20 protein-coding genes are annotated in these 21646 nt (G+C 55.0%); 6 read left to right on the top strand and 14 right to left on the bottom strand.

Annotated elements, in window-relative coordinates:
• Positions 1 to 48 precede the first annotated feature (48 nt).
• Genes C3432_RS08965 through C3432_RS08955 form a run of 3 tightly spaced genes read right to left on the bottom strand, consistent with a single transcriptional unit; the run spans position 49 to position 3010 of the window.
• Positions 49 to 1011, bottom strand: a complete 963-nt coding sequence (locus C3432_RS08965) for a lysylphosphatidylglycerol synthase domain-containing protein (RefSeq protein WP_103776270.1) — start codon at positions 1009 to 1011, stop codon at positions 49 to 51.
• The gene (clsB, locus tag C3432_RS08960) at positions 1011 to 2252 is read right to left on the bottom strand and encodes a cardiolipin synthase ClsB (protein ID WP_103776269.1); all 1242 of its coding nucleotides are present in this window, start codon (positions 2250 to 2252) and stop codon (positions 1011 to 1013) included. The genes C3432_RS08965 and clsB overlap by 1 nt, the downstream gene beginning before the upstream one ends.
• Entirely contained in the window at positions 2249 to 3010 is a 762-nt protein-coding gene (locus tag C3432_RS08955) for an endonuclease/exonuclease/phosphatase family protein (protein ID WP_103776268.1), read from the bottom strand. The genes clsB and C3432_RS08955 overlap by 4 nt, the downstream gene beginning before the upstream one ends.
• A 131-nt stretch (positions 3011 to 3141) precedes the next feature.
• Here C3432_RS08955 and C3432_RS08950 point away from each other — a divergent pair, with 131 nt between their 5' ends.
• Positions 3142 to 3552, top strand: a complete 411-nt coding sequence (locus C3432_RS08950) for a YbhQ family protein (protein ID WP_103776267.1) — start codon at positions 3142 to 3144, stop codon at positions 3550 to 3552.
• Here the strand turns inward: C3432_RS08950 and C3432_RS08945 are convergent.
• The 5 genes from C3432_RS08945 to cecR are packed head-to-tail and all read right to left on the bottom strand — an operon-like array spanning position 3514 to position 9155.
• Positions 3514 to 4620, bottom strand: a complete 1107-nt coding sequence (locus C3432_RS08945; RefSeq protein WP_103776266.1) for an ABC transporter permease — start codon at positions 4618 to 4620, stop codon at positions 3514 to 3516. The two genes, C3432_RS08950 and C3432_RS08945, sit on opposite strands and share 39 nt — an antisense overlap.
• A gap of 10 nt (positions 4621 to 4630) precedes the next feature.
• Positions 4631 to 5764: an ABC transporter permease gene (locus tag C3432_RS08940; protein WP_103776265.1), complete on the bottom strand. Its 1134-nt coding sequence runs from the start codon at positions 5762 to 5764 to the stop codon at positions 4631 to 4633.
• Entirely contained in the window at positions 5757 to 7493 is a 1737-nt protein-coding gene (locus C3432_RS08935; protein WP_103776264.1) for an ATP-binding cassette domain-containing protein, read from the bottom strand. The genes C3432_RS08940 and C3432_RS08935 overlap by 8 nt, the downstream gene beginning before the upstream one ends.
• A complete protein-coding gene (gene hlyD / locus C3432_RS08930) occupies positions 7486 to 8481 on the bottom strand; it encodes a secretion protein HlyD (protein WP_103776263.1) in 996 nt (331 codons plus the stop codon). The genes C3432_RS08935 and hlyD overlap by 8 nt, the downstream gene beginning before the upstream one ends.
• Positions 8481 to 9155 carry a transcriptional regulator CecR gene (gene cecR, locus C3432_RS08925; RefSeq protein ID WP_103776262.1) on the bottom strand — a complete coding sequence of 225 codons (675 nt, stop codon included), beginning with the start codon at positions 9153 to 9155 and terminating at the stop codon, positions 8481 to 8483. The genes hlyD and cecR overlap by 1 nt, the downstream gene beginning before the upstream one ends.
• Before the next feature lie 336 nt (positions 9156 to 9491).
• Between cecR and rhlE the strand changes: the two genes are divergently transcribed.
• From rhlE to C3432_RS08905, 4 genes are all read left to right on the top strand, one after another.
• The gene (gene rhlE, locus C3432_RS08920; protein ID WP_103776261.1) at positions 9492 to 10856 is read left to right on the top strand and encodes an ATP-dependent RNA helicase RhlE; all 1365 of its coding nucleotides are present in this window, start codon (positions 9492 to 9494) and stop codon (positions 10854 to 10856) included.
• Between the two features lie 97 nt (positions 10857 to 10953).
• The gene (gene dinG / locus C3432_RS08915; protein WP_103776260.1) at positions 10954 to 13104 is read left to right on the top strand and encodes an ATP-dependent DNA helicase DinG; all 2151 of its coding nucleotides are present in this window, start codon (positions 10954 to 10956) and stop codon (positions 13102 to 13104) included.
• Between the two features lie 29 nt (positions 13105 to 13133).
• On the top strand, positions 13134 to 14102 hold the full coding sequence (gene ybiB / locus C3432_RS08910; protein WP_103776259.1) for a DNA-binding protein YbiB: 969 nt from the start codon (positions 13134 to 13136) through the stop codon (positions 14100 to 14102).
• Between the two features lie 166 nt (positions 14103 to 14268).
• Complete coding sequence (locus C3432_RS08905) at positions 14269 to 15354, top strand: malate/lactate/ureidoglycolate dehydrogenase (RefSeq protein ID WP_103776258.1); 1086 nt, start codon at positions 14269 to 14271, stop codon at positions 15352 to 15354.
• 118 nt (positions 15355 to 15472) lie between these two features.
• On the opposite strand, the gene ybiJ is transcribed toward C3432_RS08905, so the two are convergent.
• From ybiJ to mcbA, 3 genes are all read right to left on the bottom strand, one after another.
• Positions 15473 to 15733, bottom strand: coding sequence for a DUF1471 family protein YbiJ (gene ybiJ, locus C3432_RS08900; protein WP_103776257.1), 261 nt, complete (start codon positions 15731 to 15733; stop codon positions 15473 to 15475).
• Positions 15734 to 16017: 284 nt separating this feature from the next.
• On the bottom strand, positions 16018 to 16284 hold the full coding sequence (locus tag C3432_RS08895; protein ID WP_103776256.1) for a DksA/TraR family C4-type zinc finger protein: 267 nt from the start codon (positions 16282 to 16284) through the stop codon (positions 16018 to 16020).
• A 130-nt stretch (positions 16285 to 16414) separates the two neighbouring features.
• Complete coding sequence (gene mcbA / locus C3432_RS08890) at positions 16415 to 16675, bottom strand: DUF1471 family periplasmic protein McbA (RefSeq protein WP_103776255.1); 261 nt, start codon at positions 16673 to 16675, stop codon at positions 16415 to 16417.
• Between the two features lie 284 nt (positions 16676 to 16959).
• On the opposite strand from mcbA, the gene rlmF reads away from it, so the two are divergent.
• The gene (gene rlmF, locus C3432_RS08885) at positions 16960 to 17886 is read left to right on the top strand and encodes a 23S rRNA (adenine(1618)-N(6))-methyltransferase RlmF (protein ID WP_103776254.1); all 927 of its coding nucleotides are present in this window, start codon (positions 16960 to 16962) and stop codon (positions 17884 to 17886) included.
• Here the strand turns inward: rlmF and ybiO are convergent.
• The 3 genes from ybiO to glnP form a co-directional block, all read right to left on the bottom strand.
• Positions 17883 to 20099 (bottom strand): mechanosensitive channel protein, encoded by a 2217-nt coding sequence (gene ybiO, locus C3432_RS08880; protein ID WP_103776253.1) that lies wholly within the window; start codon positions 20097 to 20099, stop codon positions 17883 to 17885. The genes rlmF and ybiO overlap by 4 nt on opposite strands.
• A gap of 119 nt (positions 20100 to 20218) precedes the next feature.
• The gene (gene glnQ, locus C3432_RS08875; RefSeq protein WP_103776252.1) at positions 20219 to 20941 is read right to left on the bottom strand and encodes a glutamine ABC transporter ATP-binding protein GlnQ; all 723 of its coding nucleotides are present in this window, start codon (positions 20939 to 20941) and stop codon (positions 20219 to 20221) included.
• A complete protein-coding gene (gene glnP / locus C3432_RS08870) occupies positions 20938 to 21597 on the bottom strand; it encodes a glutamine ABC transporter permease GlnP (protein ID WP_043015695.1) in 660 nt (219 codons plus the stop codon). The genes glnQ and glnP overlap by 4 nt, the downstream gene beginning before the upstream one ends.
• Between the last annotated feature and the right edge of the window lie 49 nt (positions 21598 to 21646).

Below are 21646 nucleotides of genomic sequence, written 5' to 3'. Positions count from 1 at the left end.
CTCAGTGTGCCGGATGACATTTTGCTCATCCGGCATAACCCTTCACAATTATTTCGCCAGCGCCTTCTCGTTTTTCGCCCGTAACGTCTTCGCCCGACTTTCCAGAAGCAGGTAACAAATCAGCGCCAGCAACAGCGGCATAAAGTAATACAGCACGCGATAAGCGAGCAGTGCGGCAATGATCGTTCCCTGTGAGGTATGTTCTCCCGCCAGCAGGGCCAGAAACACCGCTTCCAGTACGCCAATTCCGGCAGGAATATGCACAATAACGCCAGCAATACTGCTGACCAGCAGCACGCCGAGCACGAAGAAAAAGTCGACGCTCTGGCCTAACAATAACCAGATAATGGCCCCCATGACCATCCAGTTAATACTGGATATGACCATTTGCGCTACGGCGAATTTCCACGACGGCAGCACTAATTTTTGTCCTTTAATGGTCATATGGCGATGTCTGGAAAAGGCGCAAAACCACAGGTACACCACGACCACCAGCAACAGCGCCACCCCCAAAAAGCGCAGCGTATTCTCACTGATGTACCAGTGGGCGGGTAACTGTACGACACCAAAAGTAAAGATAACCCCGCCAAGCAGGATATACCCCAGCCAGTTGGTGGCGATACTGAGCGAGAAAATTCGTGTGATGGTACTACCGGGCAAACCGAGGCGGGAGTAGAGTCGGTAGCGCATACCAATGCCGCCCACCCAGGTACTTAAGGTCAGATTAAAGGCATAGCAGATAAACGACACCAGCATCACCTGGCGCCTGGCCAGTTTATGCCCGCAATAAAAACGTCCAAGCAGATCGTAGCAGCCATAGAGCAGATAGCTGAGAACCACCAGCCCGATGGCGCTTAGTAATGCAACCCGGTTGTAATCGCGGATCACCGCCCAGACTTCTTCCCAGTTGACTTTACTGGCGTAGACCACCAGCAGCACGATCACGGCGATAAAAAACAGCCAGGTGAGGATCTTTTTCGCCAGCCGCCAGCGTGGATGCGATTTTGCCATCAGGGTTTCCCTCCCGTATCCTGCGCTTCGATGCGATCCTGCGTTTCCATTGTCGGCTGTGCCGGTGGGTCTACCTGCGCCAGACGCGGCGTATGCGCCGGAAGCCAGCCGACCAGCGCCGGGAAATGGCGTAAGAAGTGGAACGCCAGCACGCTTTTGCTCAGGTTCCACCAGGTGCGCCTGGGCAGCATGGATTCGTCAACTTGCTTGCAGTCGTGGGCGATAATGGTATTGAGGTTGTCGCGCAGGGTCTGGTTAAAAGCGCGGTCGTAAATAATCAGATTCGCTTCCAGATTGAGCGACAGGCTGAGGGGATCCAGGTTACTGGAGCCGACCGTTGCCCAGCGATCGTCCATCAGCGCCACTTTGCCATGCAAAGGTTTGCGGCGGTATTCATAGACCTGCACGCCGCCTTTCACCAGATAGTTATAAAGCAGGCGCGCGCCAACGGTGACAATGGGCATATCCGGCTCGCCCTGTACGATCAGCTTTACCCTCACCCCTCGTCGGGAGGCCTTGCGCATGGCATGGAGCAGGCGATAGCCGGGAAAGAAATAGGCGTTGGCGATGATAACTTCCCGCCTTGCCTGGGTGAGCATTTTCAGATAGTGGCGTTCAATGTCGTCGCGGTGCTCTTCGTTATCACGCCAGACAAACAGGGCCTGCGCTTCGCCAGGCTGATGATTTTCAATCGCCCGATGATGCCGTTTCCACCAACGGCGTACGGCGCTTTGCCCCGGTAGATTCTCCACTTCAAACTGAAGAATATCAGCCACGATCGGCCCCTCCACCCGTACCGCATAATCCTGTTTAGCCTCCGGGCCGTAGTCGGACATGTGCTCAGCGGAGTAGTTGATTCCACCAACAAAAGCCACCTTATCGTCAACCACCACAATTTTACGGTGCATGCGGCGAAAGAGATTCGTGCGCATACCAAACAGGCGTGGGCGCGGATCGTAATAGCGAAAAATCACCCCTGCCGACGTGAGTTCGCCGACGAAGCGGTCGCTGAGATCCGGTGAACCATAACCGTCTAAAAGTACCTCGACCTTAATGCCGCGTAATGCTGCTGCGAGCAGAACGGCATGAAGCGCTTTCCCCACGTCATCTTCAAACCAGATGAACGTCTCCAGAATTACTCTTTGTTGTGCCTGATCAATGGCTTCAAACACGGCGGGGTAGTACTGGTCGCCGTTCTCCAGTAGCTGGATCTGATTGCCTTCACGCCAGCTGCATTTCATAAATGAATCTCCGCGCTAAGAGGGGCATGGTCAGACAGATGTCGCCAGTTTCGCAGCGGCAACGCGGTGGGCGAACTGGCGTTAGCATTTTTTACGTAGATCCGATCGAGGCGCAGCAGCGGCAGGTGAACCGGAAAGGTCCGGGCCGGACGCCCGTGCGCCCGGGTAAAAATCTCGTCCAGTCCGGCGGCGGTCTTCAGCGCATGGTTCGCCTTTTGCCACCAGTCATTGAAATCACCTGCCACTACCACGGGTTCTGCTTCGGGCAGGGCATTGACCCAGTCAGCCAGCATTGTCAGCTGCGCCTGACGGTGGGTTTCACGCAGGCCGAGATGAACGCACATCACATGGATAGGGTGAGAGAGCACCGGCGGTGCGATGCGGCAGTAGAGCACGCCGCGCTTTTCGCTTCCGTCCACGGACACATCGCGATTTTCATAATGTTCAATAGGGTAACGCGACAGCACGGCATTTCCATGATGCCCTTCCGGGTAAACGGCGTTACGTCCATAGGCGAAGTCACTCCACATAGTATCCGCCAGAAACTCATAGTGGGTGGTGTCCGGCCAGTTCTCGATGTGTAGCGGATGGACTTCGTGGGCGCCCATCACCTCCTGCAGGCAGACAATATCGGCGCTGACGGTGCGCACGGCATCGCGCAGCTCCGGTAAAATGAAGCGCTTGTTAAAGGCGGTAAAGCCTTTATGTGTATTAATGGTGAGCACTTTGAATGAAAATTGCTGCGTTTGACCGGTCATAGTTCTCCTGTCGGCGTCACTTTCCTGAATAAATAGTGTAGTCGGCGTCACAAAAAGGTGCGGTCTTACGGAATTTTCCGTAAAGTTCGGTACTCTGAGTAATTAGACAAAAATCCTTCAGGAGAAAAGCCATGAGGTGGCAACAACGTGTTCGTGTCGCAACAGGTCTTAGTTGTTGGCAGATAATGTTGCATTTACTGGTAGTGGCGATGCTGGTAATGGGCTGGATGAGCGGCACTCTGGTGCGCGTCGGCCTTGGATTATGTGTGCTGTACGGGGTGACCGTACTGCTGATGTTGGCGCTTCAGCGTCATCATGAACAGCGCTGGCGAGATGTCGCTGATGTGCTGGAAGAGTTAACCACCACCTGGTATTTCGGCGCCGCGCTGATTGTGCTGTGGCTGCTCTCCCGGGTTTTGCAGAATAACCTGCTGCTGGCTCTGGCTGGGCTGGCGATCCTTGCCGGACCCGCCGTGGTTTCGCTACTGGCGAAAGATAAAAAACTACATCACTTTGCGTCTAAACATCGCGTACGCCGCTGATCCCGTCGTGGCCGCTATAACCAGTAGCGGCCACAAGCTTCCCCAGACAATCTGTAAACTCGCGTCCTTCAAATAAATCTGTTTGGTAATATCCGTAAAGTGACGGATAGGGTTTATCCATGTCAGATTCTGCAACCAGACCGGCATGTTCTCGACCGGAGAAACATACCCTGAGAGCAAAATCGCTGGCATCATAAAGACAAACACGCCGATAAACGCCTGCTGTTGCGTGGAACACAGCGATGAGATCAGTAACCCAAATCCCACCAGCGACAGGCCGTAGATAACCATGGTGAAGTAAAACAGCATCAGCGATCCGGCGAACGGGATCTGATAAGCCCAGATGCCTACGCCTAACACAATGGTGGCCTGGAACGTGGCGACAATCAGCGCGGGAACCGCTTTACCGACGAAGATCTGCCAGGTGGTCAGCGGGGAGACGAGTAGCTGATCGAGCGTGCCTTGCTCGCGTTCGCGGGCGACAGACAGCGAAGTGACGATCATCACCCCGATGGTGGTGATCATGGCGATCAGCGACGGCACCACGAACCATTTATAGTCCAGGTTCGGGTTGTACCAGTTACGCACGACCAGCTCGCTGTTGTTGGGTTTGGGTTTGCCGTCCATCAGTTCCTGCTGGTACTGCTTTACGATCTGTTGCAGGTAGTTGGCGGCAATCTGCGCGCTGTTGGAGTTACGTCCGTCGAGAATGAGCTGCATGGGGGCTGACTGGAAGGTATCCAGATTACGCGAGAAATCCGCCGGGAAGCGCACCAGCAGCAGCGCTTTTTGGGTATCAATTGTCGGCTGGATCTCCTGCGGGCTTTTTAACAACAGGATATGGGTAAATGCTTTGGCGCGGGCAAAACGCTGAGTCAGCTCTACCGAATGCTTGCCGTTATCTTCGTTATAAATTGCAATGGTGGCATTCGTAACCTCCAGCGTGGCGGCAAAGGGAAACAGGATGACCTGAATCAGCACCGGTAAAATCAGGATCGCGCGGGTCTGCGGCTCGCGTAACAGCGACTGCAACTCTTTGCGAATTAACGTCCATAAGCGATGAAACATGCGCGTCTCCCTAATCCAACCGACGTTTGGTTTTCAGCCACGTCAGGCCAATAAACATGACCGCCGAGGCGATTAAAAACAGCACGTTCACCATCAGCACCACCGGAATATTTCCCGCCAGGAACAGGCTTTGCAGCGTGCTAACGAAGTAACGCGCCGGAATAATGTACGTCACCGCGCGGATCACCGCAGGCATACTGTCTATCTGAAAAATAAATCCCGACAGCATGATAGAGGGCAGAAAAGCCGCGTTAAGCGCCACCTGTGCGGCGTTAAACTGGTTACGGGTAACGGTGGAGATCAGTAGCCCCATCCCTAGCGTACTGAGTAAAAAAAGGCTGGTGATAAAAAACAGGATCGTCAGCGAACCGCGATACGGTACGCCGAGAATGAAAACCGAAACCAGCATACAGAGCAGCATCGCCAGCATACCGAGAAAGTAGTAGGGGATAAGTTTGCACAGCAGCAGCTCCAGGCGCGTGACTTCCGTGGAGAGCAAGGCTTCCATGGTACCGCGCTCCCATTCGCGCGCCACCACCAGTGAGGTCAGGATTGCGCCGATCACCGTCATAATGATGGTCACTGCGCCAGGAATAATAAAATGCTGGCTGATGGCCGCCGGGTTAAACCAGTAGCGGGTTTGTACCTCGATGAGCGGTTCAAAGGTTTCCCCGCGATCTTCCGCCCGCTGCATTTGCCAGATCTGCCAGATGCCTTCCACGTAACCCTGTACAAAGTTGGCGGTGTTGGGTTCGCTGCCGTCGGTGATGACCTGAATGGGGGCGGTGTCGTTCGGGCGCGCCATCTGCCGGGCAAAATCCACCGGGATCACCACCAGGCCACGAATACGTCCGGCCTGCATTTTTTCAATGAGCTCGTGCCGGTTGTCGCTGATGGTGGCATCAATATAAGGTGAGCCGGTCATCGCATGAGTGAAATCCAGCGCCTCTTTGCTTTGTTGTTCCAGTAAAATTCCGACCCGTAACTTGCTGGAGTCGAGGTTTATGCCGTAGCCAAAGATAAACAGCAGCAGCAGGGGGATCACCACCGCAATCAGCCAACTGCTGGGATCGCGGACGATCTGCCGCGTCTCCTTAACGCACAGGGCGCGCACACGACGCCAGGAGAGCAGGCGATTAGGCATGGGTATGCTCCTTATCCCAGTCGTTAATCAACGTGATAAAGGCTTGTTCCATCGTTGGGTCGGGGGTGTTGTCATCGGCAGCCTGCGTTTTCAGGTCGTCCGGCGTGCCGCTGGCGATAAGCTTCCCGCGATAGACCAGCCCGATGCGATCGCAATATTCCGCCTCATCCATAAAATGGGTGGTGACCATCACCGTCACCCCTTTCTCGACCATGCTGTTGATATGCAGCCAGAACTCGCGACGGGTAATAGGATCGACACCCGAAGTGGGTTCGTCGAGAAACAGAATGTCCGGTTCGTGCATCAGCGAGCAGGCCAGCGCCAGGCGCTGTTTAAAGCCCAGCGGCAGCTCGTCGGTGGCGTGCGAGGCAATGCTTTTTAAGCCAAACGCCTCGCTCATCCTTTCGATTTTTTCGTTCTGAGACCGGCCCCGCAGACCATAAACGCCAGAGAAGAAGCGCAGGTTCTGTTCTACAGTCAAATTGCCGTAAAGGGAAAATTTCTGCGCCATATAGCCCAGACGCTGGCGCGCCTTGCCGGAGCTGACCTTCAAATCCATATCCAGCACCAGCGCCTTACCGGATGTTGGAACCAGCAGGCCACACATCATTTTAAACGTGGTCGATTTGCCCGCGCCGTTGGGACCCAGCAGGCCGAAAATTTCGCCGCGCTCAACGGCAAAGTTGACGTGGTCGGTGGCGGCGAAGTCCCCGAATTTTTTCGTCAGTTCTTTGGCTTCAATCACCGTCTCGCCGGGCGTGCCCTCTACCGTATGCAGGATGGCGCCAAGCGGCGACTCTGAGGTTCCCGCGCCGCCAAGCAGATCGATAAATGCATCTTCAAAACGCGGTGCGGTTTCGTTTATCTCAACGTCCGGCATTCCTTCGCCGCGGCGAATATCCTCTGCCGTCGCCTCTTTTTTCAGGATAAGCCTTACGGATTTCCCCTGGATCATGCCGTCGCTGACCTGCGGTAATTTCAATGCCCGCTGTAGCAGCCGACGGTTATTTTCCTGCGGACTACTCATCAGGAAGCTGCGTCCGGCCATCGTCTGCGTCAGTTTCGTGGGCTCACCCTGATATAAAATCTCACCTTCGTTCATCAGCAGCACATCGCGGCACTGTTCGGCTTCATCCAGATACGACGTGCTCCACAGAATCAGCATGCCGTCACCCGCCAGTTCGTGCACCATCTGCCACAGCTCGCGTCGTGAGATAGGGTCAACTCCGACGCCGGGTTCATCCAGCAGCAGAACCTTTGGCTCGCCGACCAGGGTACAGGCCAGCCCCAGCTTCTGTTTCATCCCACCGGAGAGTTTCCCGGCCAGACGGTCGGTAAACGGACCGAGGGCGGTGAATTCAAGCAGGCGCGCGAAAGTTTTCTCCCGCTCTTCGCCGGTGACGCTGCGCAAATCGGCATACAGATTAAGGTTCTCCATCACGGTGAGATCCTCATACAGGCCGAATTTTTGCGGCATATAGCCCAGCACCGCATGCAGCTCGCTGTCGTTTTTTATGGGGTCGTAACCGATGACCGTGGCGCTGCCGCCGTCGGGTTTTAACAAACCCGCCAGCATACGCATCAGGGTGGTCTTCCCCGCGCCGTCCGGTCCAACCAGACCCGTCACGTAGCCCGCGTGCAGGGTACAGTCGAGCGGAGCGACCGCGGGCTTATCCATCCCCGGGAAGCGTTTTTCCAGCCCGTTCAGCGTGATAACGGCCTCATTCATGGCCTGCCTCATTGTCGAATTTCACCGTCACCGGCATCCCCTGACGCAGCGTATCATCCGCATCGGTGACCACAATACGCAGACGATAGACGAGGTCGGTTCGCAGGTCCGGTGTTTCAACCGTTTTCGGGGTGAACTCGGCGGTGGGGGAGACGAAGCCAATCTTGCCGTGATAAGGCTTATCCGCACGACCGTCGGTGTAGAGCAGAATTTCGCGACCCGGCTGCGCCTGGTTAAGATTACGTTCATCCACATAAGCGCGCACCCAGACCGGACGCGTCAGGGAGAGCGTCAGCGCGGTGCTACCGGCGCTGAGCATACTGCCCGGCTCGACGGCGCGGGTAAGCAGCGTTCCGTCAGATGGGGCGTGCAGCGTGGTATCCTGCAAATCGAGCTCAGACTGTGCCAGCTGCGCCTGCGCCTGTTCGAGACTGGCTTTCGCCTGGGCGATATCCTGCTGGCGGTTACCGGTGCGGTACTGGCTTAATTTGTCCTGGGCGGATTTCAGCGTGGCCTGCGCCTGATCGCGCGATGAGCGGGCATTTTCCAGGTCGTTGGCAGAAATCGTCCGGCTTTTCCACAGCCCCTGTTGACGGTTGTAAAAGTTCTGCGCGTAGTCATAGGCCGCCTGCGCCTGTTTGACCGCCGCCGCCGCCTGGGCAATCTCTTCATCGCGATAGCCTGCCAGCATCAGGTCATACTGGGCCTGGGCGACGGAAACCCCCGCTTTGGCCTGCATCAACGCGTTTTCATAAGGGGCTTTATCGAGCATCCCCAGCACCTGCCCGGATTTGATGGCGTCGCCTTCATCCACCGCCAGCGAGGCAAGCCGGCCGCCGACGCGAAAACTCAGGTTAACGGTGCGGATGTCCACGTTGCCATAAAGCGTCAGCCCGTTATCCTGCCGACTCTGATACCACCCTGTGCCGCCAGCAATGACGGCGACCAGTACCGCTGCTGCCAGTCCGATTACGACAGGTTTTTTCATCAGTCCAGACTCCTTTGCGCTAAACCTTGCAAAATAAGATCGATATGACAGGTCACCGTTTGATAAATCAGTTCTGTTTTCTCTGCGTCAAACTGCGGCCAGCCGGTACGTAACAGGATGGTTTCTTTGCCAAGACGGAATGCGAGAACTTCGCCCAGCAGGGCATGAGTATGCAGAATCATGCGGGTATCGCTGGCATCGCAGCCAGTGTAAGCGGCGATCAGCCGGGTTAAATGGCTATGTAATGGTTCAATAACCTGCGAGTGCACCCGCTGATAGGCTGCCGTAGGAGAGAGCTGCTCGCGTGAGATAAATTTGCTCAGATTGACGGTGTCATCCTGGGTCAACAGCATAATCATGTTTTTACAGGCGCGCAGAATAAGCTCGCGGATGGCGGCACGGTCAGGCTCCGGTTGCGCAAACAGTTGTTCGGCTTCCTCGGCGTGAGGGCGAAACTGGGAGCCAATAAAATCGGCGATCCACTGCGCGCAGGCGAGGTAGAGATCCTCTTTGGAGCCAAAATAGTAGGTGATAGCGGCAATATTTTGTCCGGCCTGAGCAGCGATATCGCGGGTGGTGGCATGCAGGCCATACTCGCCAAACTGCGCCAGCGCGGCGGCAATCAGCTGACTTTTTGCCTGCTCGCCTTTCGCTGTTGTCGTGGGGGTATTCATCACACACCCTAATTCTTAATCAATCGATTGATTAAGATTATGACTGATTATGACTCTTGTCCAGTCTGGTCGATTATTTTACTTTTTCCATCTTTCGGGATGATTCAGGCGCTAAATAATTCGAGTGGCAGGAAGTCGGCCCCGCAGGGGCGAGGCGCGGAGAGGGGCCGGGTAAAAAGCCAGCGCATCTGTGGCTTAAAGCATGAGGGGTATATGCGCCGTGTCACAAAAACTGCTACACTCCGCCTCTTCATGACAGTGTGGTTTGTGTCATTTCCATTTTCAGTATCTCCCTGAAAACTACACCGGGAACGGTCGGGGCGGTTCGGAGTAGTTATGTCTTTTGATTCCCTGGGGTTAAGCCCTGATATCCTGCGCGCCGTTGCCGAGCAGGGTTACCGTGAACCTACCCCTATTCAGCAGCAGGCGATTCCTGCGGTGCTGGAAGGCCGTGACCTGATGGCCAGCGCCCAGACGGGGACCGGTAAAACCGCCGGTTTTACGTTGCCGTTGTTACAACACCTTATTAGCCAACAGCCGCATGCCAAAGGCCGCCGCCCGGTGCGTGCGCTGATCCTCACCCCGACCCGCGAACTGGCGGCGCAGATTGGTGAGAACGTTCGTGATTACAGCAAATATCTGAACATTCGCTCGCTGGTCGTATTTGGCGGCGTGAGCATTAACCCGCAGATGATGAAACTGCGAAGCGGCGTGGATGTGCTGGTGGCAACGCCGGGCCGTTTGCTGGATCTGGAACATCAGAATGCAGTGAAGCTGGACCAGGTTGAAATTCTGGTGCTGGATGAAGCGGATCGTATGCTTGATATGGGCTTTATCCATGACATCCGTCGCGTACTGGCTAAGCTGCCGGCAAAACGGCAGAACCTGCTGTTCTCAGCAACCTTCTCCGATGAGATTAAAGCGCTTGCCGAAAAGCTGCTGCATAATCCGCTGGAAATCGAAGTGGCACGCCGTAACACGGCCTCTGAGCAGGTGACGCAGCACGTTCATTTCGTTGATAAGAAACGCAAACGCGAACTGCTGTCACAGATGATTGGCAAAGGTAACTGGCAGCAGGTGCTGGTCTTCACCCGCACCAAACACGGGGCTAACCATCTGGCGGAACAGCTGAATAAAGACGGTATTCGCAGTGCGGCGATCCACGGCAATAAAAGCCAGGGGGCGCGCACCCGTGCGCTGGCTGATTTTAAATCCGGCGATATTCGCGTGCTGGTGGCAACTGACATCGCTGCGCGTGGGCTGGACATCGAAGAGCTACCGCACGTGGTGAACTATGAGCTGCCGAACGTGCCGGAAGACTACGTTCACCGTATCGGACGTACCGGTCGTGCTGCCGCGACCGGTGAAGCGCTGTCGCTGGTTTGCGTGGATGAGCACAAACTGCTGCGTGATATCGAGAAGCTGCTGAAAAAAGAGATCCCGCGTATCACTACGCCGGGCTATGAGCCGGATCCGTCCATCAAAGCGGAGCCGATTCAGAATGGTCGTCAGCAGCGCGGTGGTGGCGGCGGCGGTCGTGGCCGCGGACAGTCACAAGGACAGAGCGCTGGTCGCGCTCAGCAGCCGCGTCGGCAGGATGGCGGAGCGCCAAAAGCCAAACCGCGCAGTAGCGAAGGTAAACCGGCAGGCGATAAACCGCGCCCGCCGCGCCGCCCACGCAGAATCACGCCCGCACAGTAATTTGCGAGCCCGGCCGAAAGGTCGGGCTTTTCTTTTTGCGACAGGGTTCAGAAAATGCCACAATAGTGGCTGTTTATACAGTATTTCAGGTTTTCTCATGGCATTAACCGCTGCGCTAAAAGCGCAAATTGCTGCCTGGTATAAGGCGCTTTCGGAACAGATCCCCGACTTTATTCCCCGTGCGCCACAGCGGCAGATGATTGCTGATGTCGCGAAAACGCTTAGCGGAGAAGAGGGGCGGCATCTGGCGATTGAGGCGCCCACCGGGGTCGGGAAAACCCTCTCTTATCTTATTCCGGGTATTGCCATCGCCCGCGAAGAGCAAAAAACGCTGGTGGTGAGTACTGCGAACGTTGCGCTTCAGGATCAGATCTACAGTAAAGATCTGCCATTGCTGCGAAAAATCATTCCCGATCTGCGCTTTACCGCCGCGTTTGGTCGTGGGCGCTACGTCTGCCCGCGCAATCTGACGGCGCTGGCCAGCACTGAGCCGACACAGCAGGATCTGCTGGCCTTTCTGGACGACGAACTGACGCCGAATAACCAGGAAGAACAAAAGCGCTGCGCAAAGCTGAAGGGCGATCTCGACACCTACCGATGGGACGGCCTGCGCGATCATACAGACATTGCCATTAATGATGACCTCTGGCGACGCCTGAGCACTGACAAAGCCAGCTGCCTGAACCGAAACTGTCACTACTATCGGGAATGCCCCTTTTTTGTTGCCCGCCGCGAGATTCAGGAAGCAGAAGTGGTGGTGGCGAACCATGCGCTGGTGATGGCGGCAATGGAAAGCGAAGCGGTGCTGCCGGATCCAAAAAATTTGCTGCTGGTCCTGGATGAAGGCCATCACCTGCCGGATGTGGCACGCGATGCGCTGGAGATGAGCGCGGAAATTACGGCGCCGTGGTATCGGTTGCAGTTGGATCTTTTTACAAAGCTGGTGGCGACCTGCCTTGAACAATTTCGCCCCAAAACGACGCCGCCGCTGGCGAACCCTGAGCGCCTTAACGCGCATTGCGAAGAGTTGTATGAGCTGATCGCCTCACTCAATAACATTCTTAATCTGTATATGCCCGTGGCTCAGGAGGCGGAGTACCGCTTTGCTATGGGTGAGCTGCCAGACGAGGTGATGGAGATCTGCCAGCGGCTGGCGAAGCTGACAGAGATGCTGCGCGGGCTTGCCGAACTGTTTCTCAACGATCTCAGTGAGAAAACGGGAAGTCACGACGTGGTACGTCTGCACCGGATGCTGTTGCAGATGAACCGTGCGTTGGGGATGTTTGAAGCACAAAGCAAACTCTGGAGGCTCGCCTCGTTAGCCCAGTCCTCCGGTGCGCCGGTGACTAAATGGACAACGCGGGATGTGCGCGACGGGCAAATTCACGTCTGGTTTCACTGCGTAGGGATCCGCGTCAGCGATCAGCTGGAAAGGCTGCTCTGGCGCAGCGTGCCGCATATAATCGTCACTTCAGCGACGCTGCGATCGCTCAACAGCTTTTCGCGTTTGCAGGAGATGAGCGGTCTGAAAGAGAAAGCCGGAGATCGCTTTGTTGCGCTCGATTCACCGTTCAACCACTGTGAGCAGGGAAAAATTGTCATTCCCCGGATGCGCTATGAGCCGCTCATCGATAACGAAGAACAGCACATTGCCGAAATGGCGGCGTTTTTCCGCGAACAGCTTGAGAGCAAAAAGCATCATGGCATGCTGGTGCTGTTTGCCAGCGGGCGGGCGATGCAGCGCTTTCTCGAATATGTGACCGATCTCCGCCTGCTGCTGCTTGTGCAGGGCGATCAGCCTCGCTATCGGCTGGTGGAGCTGCACCGCAAGCGCGTTGAAAACGGCGAGCGCAGCGTGCTGGTGGGCTTACAGTCCTTTGCTGAGGGTCTGGATCTGAAGGGGGATTTACTCAGCCAGGTACATATCCATAAGATCGCTTTTCCGCCTGTCGACAGCCCGGTCGTGATCACCGAAGGCGAGTGGCTGAAAAGCCTGAACCGTTATCCGTTCGAAGTCCAGAGTTTGCCAAGTGCCTCGTTTAATCTTATTCAGCAGGTGGGACGTCTGATCCGTAGTCACAGTTGCTGGGGAGAAGTGGTGATCTATGACAAGCGTTTGTTCACCAAAAATTACGGTTCGCGCTTACTGAATGCGTTACCTGTATTTCCGATAGAGCAACCCGCCGTGCCAGACGTTATAGTAAAACCAAAAGAAAAAGCGAAACCCACGCGCCGTCGGCGGCGTTAATGATGTGAGTTTGAAGCAAGGAGTTTTCGATGGACTATCGCAAAATCATTAAAGAGATCGGGCGCGGTAAAAACCATGCGCGCGATCTGGATCAGGACACCGCGCGCGGTCTGTACAGCCAGATGCTAAATGGCGCAGTGCCGGATCTTGAAATGGGCGGCGTGTTGATCGCGTTGCGTATCAAAGGCGAAGGTGAAGCGGAGATGCTGGGTTTTTATGAAGCCATGCAGAACCACACCCTCCGCCTGACGCCTCCCGTTGCTAAACCGATGCCGATCGTAATCCCCAGCTACAACGGCGCACGTAAACAGGCCAACCTGACGCCGCTGCTGGCTATCCTGCTTCACAAGCTGGGTTTTCCGGTTGTGGTTCACGGGGTGAGTGAAGATCCAACCCGCGTTCTGACGGAAACCCTCTTTCAGCTGATGGGGATTGAGCCAACGCTGCACGCCGGGCAGGCGCAGGCAAAACTTGATGGTCATCAGCCGGTCTTTATCCCGGTCAGCGCCTTCTGTCCGCCGCTGGAGAAACAGCTGGCGATGCGCTGGCGTATGGGGGTGCGTAACAGTGCGCACACATTAGCAAAACTGGCAACGCCGTTTGCAGAAGATGCCGCTCTGCGCCTTGCCAGCGTTTCACATCCAGAGTACGTCTCGCGGGTAGCGAAGTTCTTTGGTGATATCGGTGGCCGGGGATTGCTCATGCACGGTACCGAAGGTGAAGTGTACGCCAACCCGCTGCGCTGCCCGCAGATCAGCCTGATCGACAGCGCGGGAGTTCGGGTGTTGCAGGACAGACAGAGTGAGATGCCTGACGAACCGGTGCCGCTACCGGCTGCCAAAGATCCGGAAACGACAGCTCGCTGGATTGAACGTTGTGTGGCGGGGAGTGAACCCGTACCGGTATCGCTGAAAATCCAGATGGCCTGCTGCCTGGTGGCGACAGGAGAAGTTGCAACGATGGCGGAAGGACTGGCGCGAATCGATCAAAGCTTCTGATTTCTGCTGGCGAATTTATTCAGATGCCGGATCTGTCCCTCAGGTCTGGCCTTATTCCGCAATATGAAATTTCTGCACGTTTGTTGACCTCTCCGTCTGCTAAGCGCAGCATAGCTTGTTGAAAAATAAGAAACACAACAAGCACGCAACGCAACAGGAGTTAACAATGAAAAGTGGACATCGCTTCCACGCGCAGACGCTGCACGCCTTTATTCAGGCTGTTTTCCGCCAGATGGGAAGCCATGAGCAGGAAGCGCAACAGGTGGCCGATCATCTGATAGCCGCCAACCTTGCCGGGCATGACTCACACGGTATCGGCATGATTCCCAGCTATATCCGCTCATTCTCTCAGGGGCATCTGCAAATCAACCGTCATGCAAAGATAGTGAAAGACGCCGGGGCGATCGTCACTCTCGAGGGGGATTGTGGCTTCGGCCAGGTTGTCGCACGTGAGGCCATGACGCTGGGGATTGAAAAAGCGCAGAAATACGGCATTGCCGCCGTTGCTTTACATAACGCTCATCATATCGGGCGCATTGGCTATTGGGCGGAGCAGTGCGCAGCGGCAGGATTTGTCTCCATCCATTTTGTTAATGTGGTGGGTATTCCGATGGTGGCGCCCTTTAACGGGCGTGACAGTCGGTTCGGCACGGATCCGTTTTGCGTTGTTTTTCCCCGTAAAAATGATTTTCCGCTATTGCTGGATTATGCCACCAGCGCCATTGCTTTTGGTAAAACGCGCGTGGCCTGGCATAAGGGCGTGGCGGTTCCTGAAGGGTGTCTGATTGATGCTGCCGGCGTGCCCACGACCGATCCTGCCGTCATGCAGGTTTCGCCATTAGGCTCGCTGTTAACCTTCGCTCAGCACAAGGGGTATGCCCTGGCGGCAATGTGCGAAATTCTGGGCGGGGCGCTTTCGGGTGGGAAAACGACGCATCAGGAGACGTTGCAGGAGAGTGCAGATGCCATCATTAATTGCATGACGACAATAGTCATTAATCCAGAGCTGTTTGGCGCGCCAGATTGTGACGAGCAGGTGGCGGCGTTCGCCGGGTGGGTTAAAGCGTCCCCACATGCCGATGATGCGCCGGTATTACTACCGGGAGAGTGGGAAGTGGGCATGCGTAATGAACGTCTGGCACAAGGCATTCCGCTTGATGCCGGTAGCTGGCAGGCTATTTGCGATGCGGCGCGGCAGACTGGAATGCCGGAAACGACGCTACAGGCGTTTTGCCGACAACTGGAATGCTGAGCAAAAAAAAGCCCGTCCAGTGGCGGACGGGCAAACAAAGGGTAACACAGGGTCAATGAGGGTTGGAGCAGCAGAGTCTGTTGGCAATACAGACCGGGTAAAACAGGAAATCTGTCGGTTATTTATAGATAACCGCGGTACCGCTCATTTTGTTGTTGTTGGTTGCGGAAGTGATGCTGTAGCCGCTCGCGCCAGCTGCCGCCGCTTTCTCAGCCAGTTTCGCTTCCAGGCCATCCAGCGTGGTTGCGCCTTCTGCAGACACAACGCCAATTTTATTCATGCTTTGCGCCTGAGCCGGGGTAACCGATTCTGCAGCAAAAACACCAAAAGACAGGGTAGACAGGGCAACAGCAGCAACAGCGTATTTAATGGTTTTCATCGTTAATTTCTCGCAGGTTATTTTTAAGGAGGACGTTGTTTCGTCGATGTGATAAGTATCACGTTTTTTTCCGGGAGATAAAATCGAAGAGAATTGACCACATTAATCAAATATTTTGAATAACAAATAACTTATTGATTATTAATTAATTCAGGGGCAGGATTTACAGTTCTTGTCAGTGCGCTTCACAGTCGGTGTGATAAGGGCACATTTTGCCACGCAGTTTATAAAATTACGTGAGCGTAAAGGAAAGCGCTTGCGCGCCGTTATTCGGTAAAGTCAGGTCAACGTAGCTGGCTGTCTTTCGAACCTCTGCGATTATATCCTGAATAGATTGAGTTATTTGAATCTTTCTCCTGCTGGCAGTTCAGGCATAATCTTACGCCCGGAACGGCCTTGCGCCGTGCTTCCGGAATAGGATCGCCACATTCTTCACATTCATACAGACTTTCACCGCCCGGTAATTCACCGCGAACACGTGCAACAGCATCTTCAATTGTACTGTTGATCTGTTCGTTGACGGCATCATCATTTGCCCAACCTGAAGCCATTATTCACTCCCACAATGTCGTATTGTGTCAATAAGTATAGTCAATATGGGGGCAAAAAATGGCCCGTCAAGGCGACGGGGGACGTCAGGAATAAACTGCATTCCCGGGAATGCAGTTATCGGTGAAATGACTATCTATAGATAGTCGCGGTGCCATACATCTGGTTATTACCGCCGGCAGAATTAACCACAAAGCCTTTCGCGCCCTGTTCATGGGCTTTTTCCGCCAGTTTATCTTCCAGATCGCTCAGGTTTGTTGCACCCGTTGCAGAGACGGTACCTGCGGCTCTTAGCTGACCGGTATCGGGATGGGTAACCGGTTGAGCAGCAGAGGCTGCAAGCGCCAGGCCGCTAAGTACGGTGGCAACAAGCAATGTGAGGCATGTCTTCATAGTGATATCCTCTAAGAAATAACAGGTAGTGCCAGATAAGTTTAGGACGTCATTGAAGGACAGATAACGCAAAAAATTGAGTGTGATCTGCTTGTTTTTTGAACAAAATTATTTGACAAATGTTGACAGATCAATGACATGTAGAGTACTGATTTTTGTGGTTTTATCGCCGACCTTTTGCGAGGGAGCGTAAGGCTGGCACGGGGTGACGGTTTTTCACGTCAGCCATGTTTACCCTGTGGCGTTAAGCGGGTATCTTACGCCGCTGCTAAAAGGAGAATGCTATGTCCCCCCAGAAACCGGGATTACACCCGCGTAACCGTCACCACGGTCGATACGATCTTGCCGCGCTTTGTCAGGCCGCGCCCGAGCTGACGCAATATCTCACCCGTACGCCCGCGGGGGAGCAAAGTGTTGATTTCGCCAGCCCGCTGGCGGTGAAAGCGCTGAACAAGGCGTTGCTGGCACATTTCTATGCGGTCGCTAACTGGGATATTCCCGACGGCTTTTTATGCCCGCCGGTGCCCGGTCGTGCAGACTACATCCACCATCTGGCGGATCTGCTTGGTGAGACGACCGGGACGATCCCTGCCAGCGCGAGTATTCTTGACGTTGGCGTGGGGGCTAACTGCATTTATCCGCTTATCGGCGTACATGAATATGGCTGGCGCTTTACCGGTAGTGAAACGCATGAGGCGGCGCTGGCGAGCGCGCAGGCGATTATCAAGGCGAATCCGGCGCTGAACCGGGCAATCCGCTTACGCCGCCAGCAGGATTCTGCTGCCATCTTTACGGGCATTATTCATAAGAATGAGCAGTATGACGCCACGTTGTGCAATCCTCCATTTCACGATTCGGCAGCGGCGGCACGCGCCGGAAGCGAACGCAAGCGGCGTAATCTTGGGCAGGATAAAGACGACGCGCTGAATTTTGGCGGTCAGCAGCAGGAGCTGTGGTGCGAAGGCGGTGAGGTCGCGTTTATCAAAAAGATGATTGCAGAGAGCCAGGTCTTTGGACGTCAGGTGATGTGGTTTACCACCCTGGTGTCGCGTGGTGAAAACCTGCCGCCGCTGTATCGTGCGCTGACCGACGTTGGGGCCGTGAAAGTGGTGAAAAAAGAGATGGCCCAGGGGCAAAAGCAGAGTCGCTTTATCGCCTGGAGCTTTATGGATAACGATCAGCGTAGCCGATTTATGGCGCGTCAGCGCTAGATCGTGGGTTCACCCGGCGGCAGCGGATTTGCTGCCGGGGATGGCAAGACCTGATACGTTTGCACTGGCGCGCGGATATTCGCCAGATCGAAATGTTTTTTCACCTGCGTATCCAGGGCAAAGCGTACTGTCCATTGCTTCAGCGGCAGAGTCGTAAACGATACCCGCAGCGTAAACGCCGTATTGGTGAGTCCCACAATGCCGGAAAATGACGGCTCGCCGATAATCAACCCACGAATGCCTTCCGTCTCCATGACCGCAGCTACGGCATCTTTCAGTGCCTGGTTGGCTTTGTCCGCATCTTCGTGTCTGTCCACGTCGTAATTGGCGACCACAGAGCCAATACCGCGAACAAAGTTGGCAAACGTTGTAATCGATGACCACGGAATAATGTGGTAAGCCCCGGTATCCTGGCGCACGCCGACCGAACGTATCGACATTCTCTCCACCGTGCCGGTGAGTGGGCCAATCGTCACCAGATCGCCAGTGTTCATCCCGTTTTCAAACTGAATAAATACGCCAGTGATAATATCCTTGACCAGCGTTTGCGAACCGAAGGAAATTGCCAGCCCTAATGCACCGGCGCCTGCCAGCAGCGGCGCGATATTGACGCCAATCTCTGACAGCACAATCATGATGGTAATGGTACTGATGACCACCGCCAGGGCGTTGCGAAAAAGCGTCAGCAGCGTTCGGGTTCGGGCGCTGGGCAGCGGGCGACCGTGAATGTCAGATGCCAGCCGGTTTTCTATCAGGCTGGCGAGAACCGTCCAGCCTACGGCGGAGAAAAACAGGATCAGCGCGATGCGGATCAGAATATCCACCGTTTTTTCTCCCGCACCGTTATGCAACCAGTTCCAGAAATCAAAAAGACTCCAGGCATTGAGCAGTAGCATGATAGCCACGCAGACCGTCAGGAACCGTGCCACCTTCAGCGCCGTCGAAAGCCAGCCGTTCAGCCGCTTTTGCAGTTCCGGGTAGTTACGCTGAGTGTGCGGCGACAGGGTAATTGTTTTGGCAATCCAGCGAGAAAATACGCCAGAAACAAAGGCGGCAATACCGATAATCAGCAGGCTGTGCACCGTGGCGCCCATCATAAATTTCAGGCTGTTGCCGGGATCGAAAAGTGAAAAGAAAAACAGCACGACAAAGTAGGCGCTCGCCAGCCAGTGCCAGATTAACGCAAAGGCGCGGATAAAGAGGCTGAAAAAGGCCAACGAACGATCCGCCAGATTGAGCAAATGCTGAGTAATCTCTTTTTTGTTGTGAAAAATCAGATACAGCGCCCAGAGCGTAATACACAGCATAATGATGACATTCGCCATCGCGCCAACCTGCACGTTGACCTGGTTGGAGATAATAGGGACGGCAACGATCAGGCCGTAGCCAATCAGACTGCTCAGCGAACTCAGACGCCGGTTCCAGTAGCGCGCGTTGGCATCCTGAATGGCAAACGGACGTAGTTCAGGCACGCCAGGACAGAAGATCAGCCGCAGGATGGCTTTGAAAAACTCAATAAGCGCAAAAGCGTTCAGGAACAGGCTTTGCTGGAAAGCGATGGTGGAACTTCCCGCGTTCAGATTGTCGCTGAGTACCTGCCCCACGAAGAGCGTCAGCGCCAGCAGCAGGAGATCGATAATAAACGCACTGATAATCATCGCCGGAAGCTGTAGCCAGTTGCTGCGGTCGCGGTTTTTCTTTCGCGCCCATTGCCCCATTTTGCGATACAGCGGCAGCGCGCACAGACGAATGAGCCAGTAAAAGCCGAACACGGCGGCGGCGAGCATCAGAAAGTGGGTCAGGGCATTGGTGAAGGTTTGAGTATTGAAGGGTTTGTGCGGCGCATCGGTAATGTTGCGATAAAGCTGGGCAAAGCGACCCGAGAGGGCCTCACCATAATGGCGGCTGATATCCGTGACATTTTCCAGTACGGTTTTCTCTTCTGCCACGGTTGGCGGCGTGATCCTGGGCACGGGTTCTGCGGGGGGCGTGGCGGCAACGGTACGTAGTTGCTCAATAAGTTCTTTACGCGATGTATCATTTTCCAGCACGTCCGCCAGCGCGGCATAGGCGGCTTTCTTTTGTTCAATATTGGGTACCGGTGCGGGGGCCGCCTGTGCGTCGGTGGTCGCTCCGGTCGTCACGCCGGGTATGGCGACAGCATGGGCGGGAGCGCCCAGCAGACAAAAGAAGATGAACAGGATCCACCGCATGACTCCTCCAGTGAGAAAAAGTAAAACAAAAAGATAAGTATAGATGCTGGAGGAGGGGGAAGCTGATTTGGGACAATTCGTAGAACAGCCTCCCTTTCTGGCGAAAGGGAGGCCATCCGTCAGGACACGTGCTGCAAAAACTCCTGCAAACGCGGGCTGGGCGGGTTTTCAATGAGGTCTTGCGGGTTGCCATCTTCGGCAATACGGCCTTTGTCGATAAAGATCAGACGAGAGGCCACTTTCTCTGCAAAGCCGATTTCGTGGGTGACAATCACCATCGTCATACCTTCTTCTGCCAAATCCTGCATCACTTTCAGTACTTCATGACGCAACTCCGGATCGAGCGCGGAGGTCGGCTCATCAAACAGCATCATCTTCGGCTTCACCGCCAGCGCACGGGCAATTGCGACACGTTGCTGCTGACCGCCTGAAAGCTCAGAAGGGTAGTGGTGCGAACGCTCTGCCAGTCCAACTTTTGCCAGCAGCGCTTTCGCCTGCTTCTCAGCCTCTTCTTTCCTGGCCCCACGCACGCGCAGTGGGCCGAACATGACGTTTTCGAGCGCCGTCAGATGCGGGAAGAGATAGAACTGCTGGAAAACCATTCCGGCTTCCTGGCGAATTAACCGCTCGTCCACCTTCGGGTCGTTGACTTTCAGGCCATCGACAATGAGTTCGCCGGAGGTGATCTCTTCGAGTTTGTTAATACAGCGCAGCAGCGTCGATTTCCCGGAGCCTGACGGCCCGATAATCACCACCACTTCACCCTGCTTAATGTTCAGGTCGATATTGTGCAGCACCTGGGTCGGACCAAAATGCTTCGAGACGTTTTTGAATTCAATCACAGGATTTTCATCCTTCTTTCCAGGCGACGCAGAATAAAGCTCAGCACCAGCGTAATAATCAGGTAGAACACCGCAACGGCGCTCCAGATTTCCAGGGCGCGGAAGTTACCCGCGATGATTTCCTGACCCTGCCGGGTCAGTTCGGCCACGCCAATAACGATAAACAGCGAGGTATCTTTAATGCTGATAATCCACTGGTTACCCAGCGGCGGCAGCATGCGACGCAGGGCGAGAGGCAAAATAACGTGGCGAATGGTTTCGGTACGTGAAAGCCCAAGCGCCAGCCCGGCTTCGCTGAAACCCTTGTGAATAGAAAGTACCGCCCCGCGGGTGATTTCGGCGATGTAGGCGCCGGAGTTAATCATGATAGTGACGACGGCGGCGCTGAACGGGTCAATACGCAAATCGTTAAACGCCATCGGCAGGGCAAAGTAGATAAACATCACCTGCACAACGATTGGCGTACCGCGAATGACTTCAATAAAAACCAGTGCGACGTGGTTAGCGATCCAACCGCCGAACGTACGGGCGAAACCTGCTGCCAGGCCAATGACCAGGCCGCCAGCCAGACCGAGGACCGAGATCCACAGGGTCATTTTGGCGCCTTCAATCAGAAGCGGAATGGCAGGCCAAATGGCACTCCAGTCAAACTGCATATGTCGTTCCTGTTACCGTGGTGGAAATATTCAAATGCCCGATGGAAGG

This window comes from Citrobacter amalonaticus, assembly GCF_002918555.1.
Classification (GTDB): domain Bacteria; phylum Pseudomonadota; class Gammaproteobacteria; order Enterobacterales; family Enterobacteriaceae; genus Citrobacter_C; species Citrobacter_C amalonaticus_A.
Note: the sequence above shows the minus strand (reverse complement) of the source record. Positions and strands in the feature narration are given on the sequence as shown.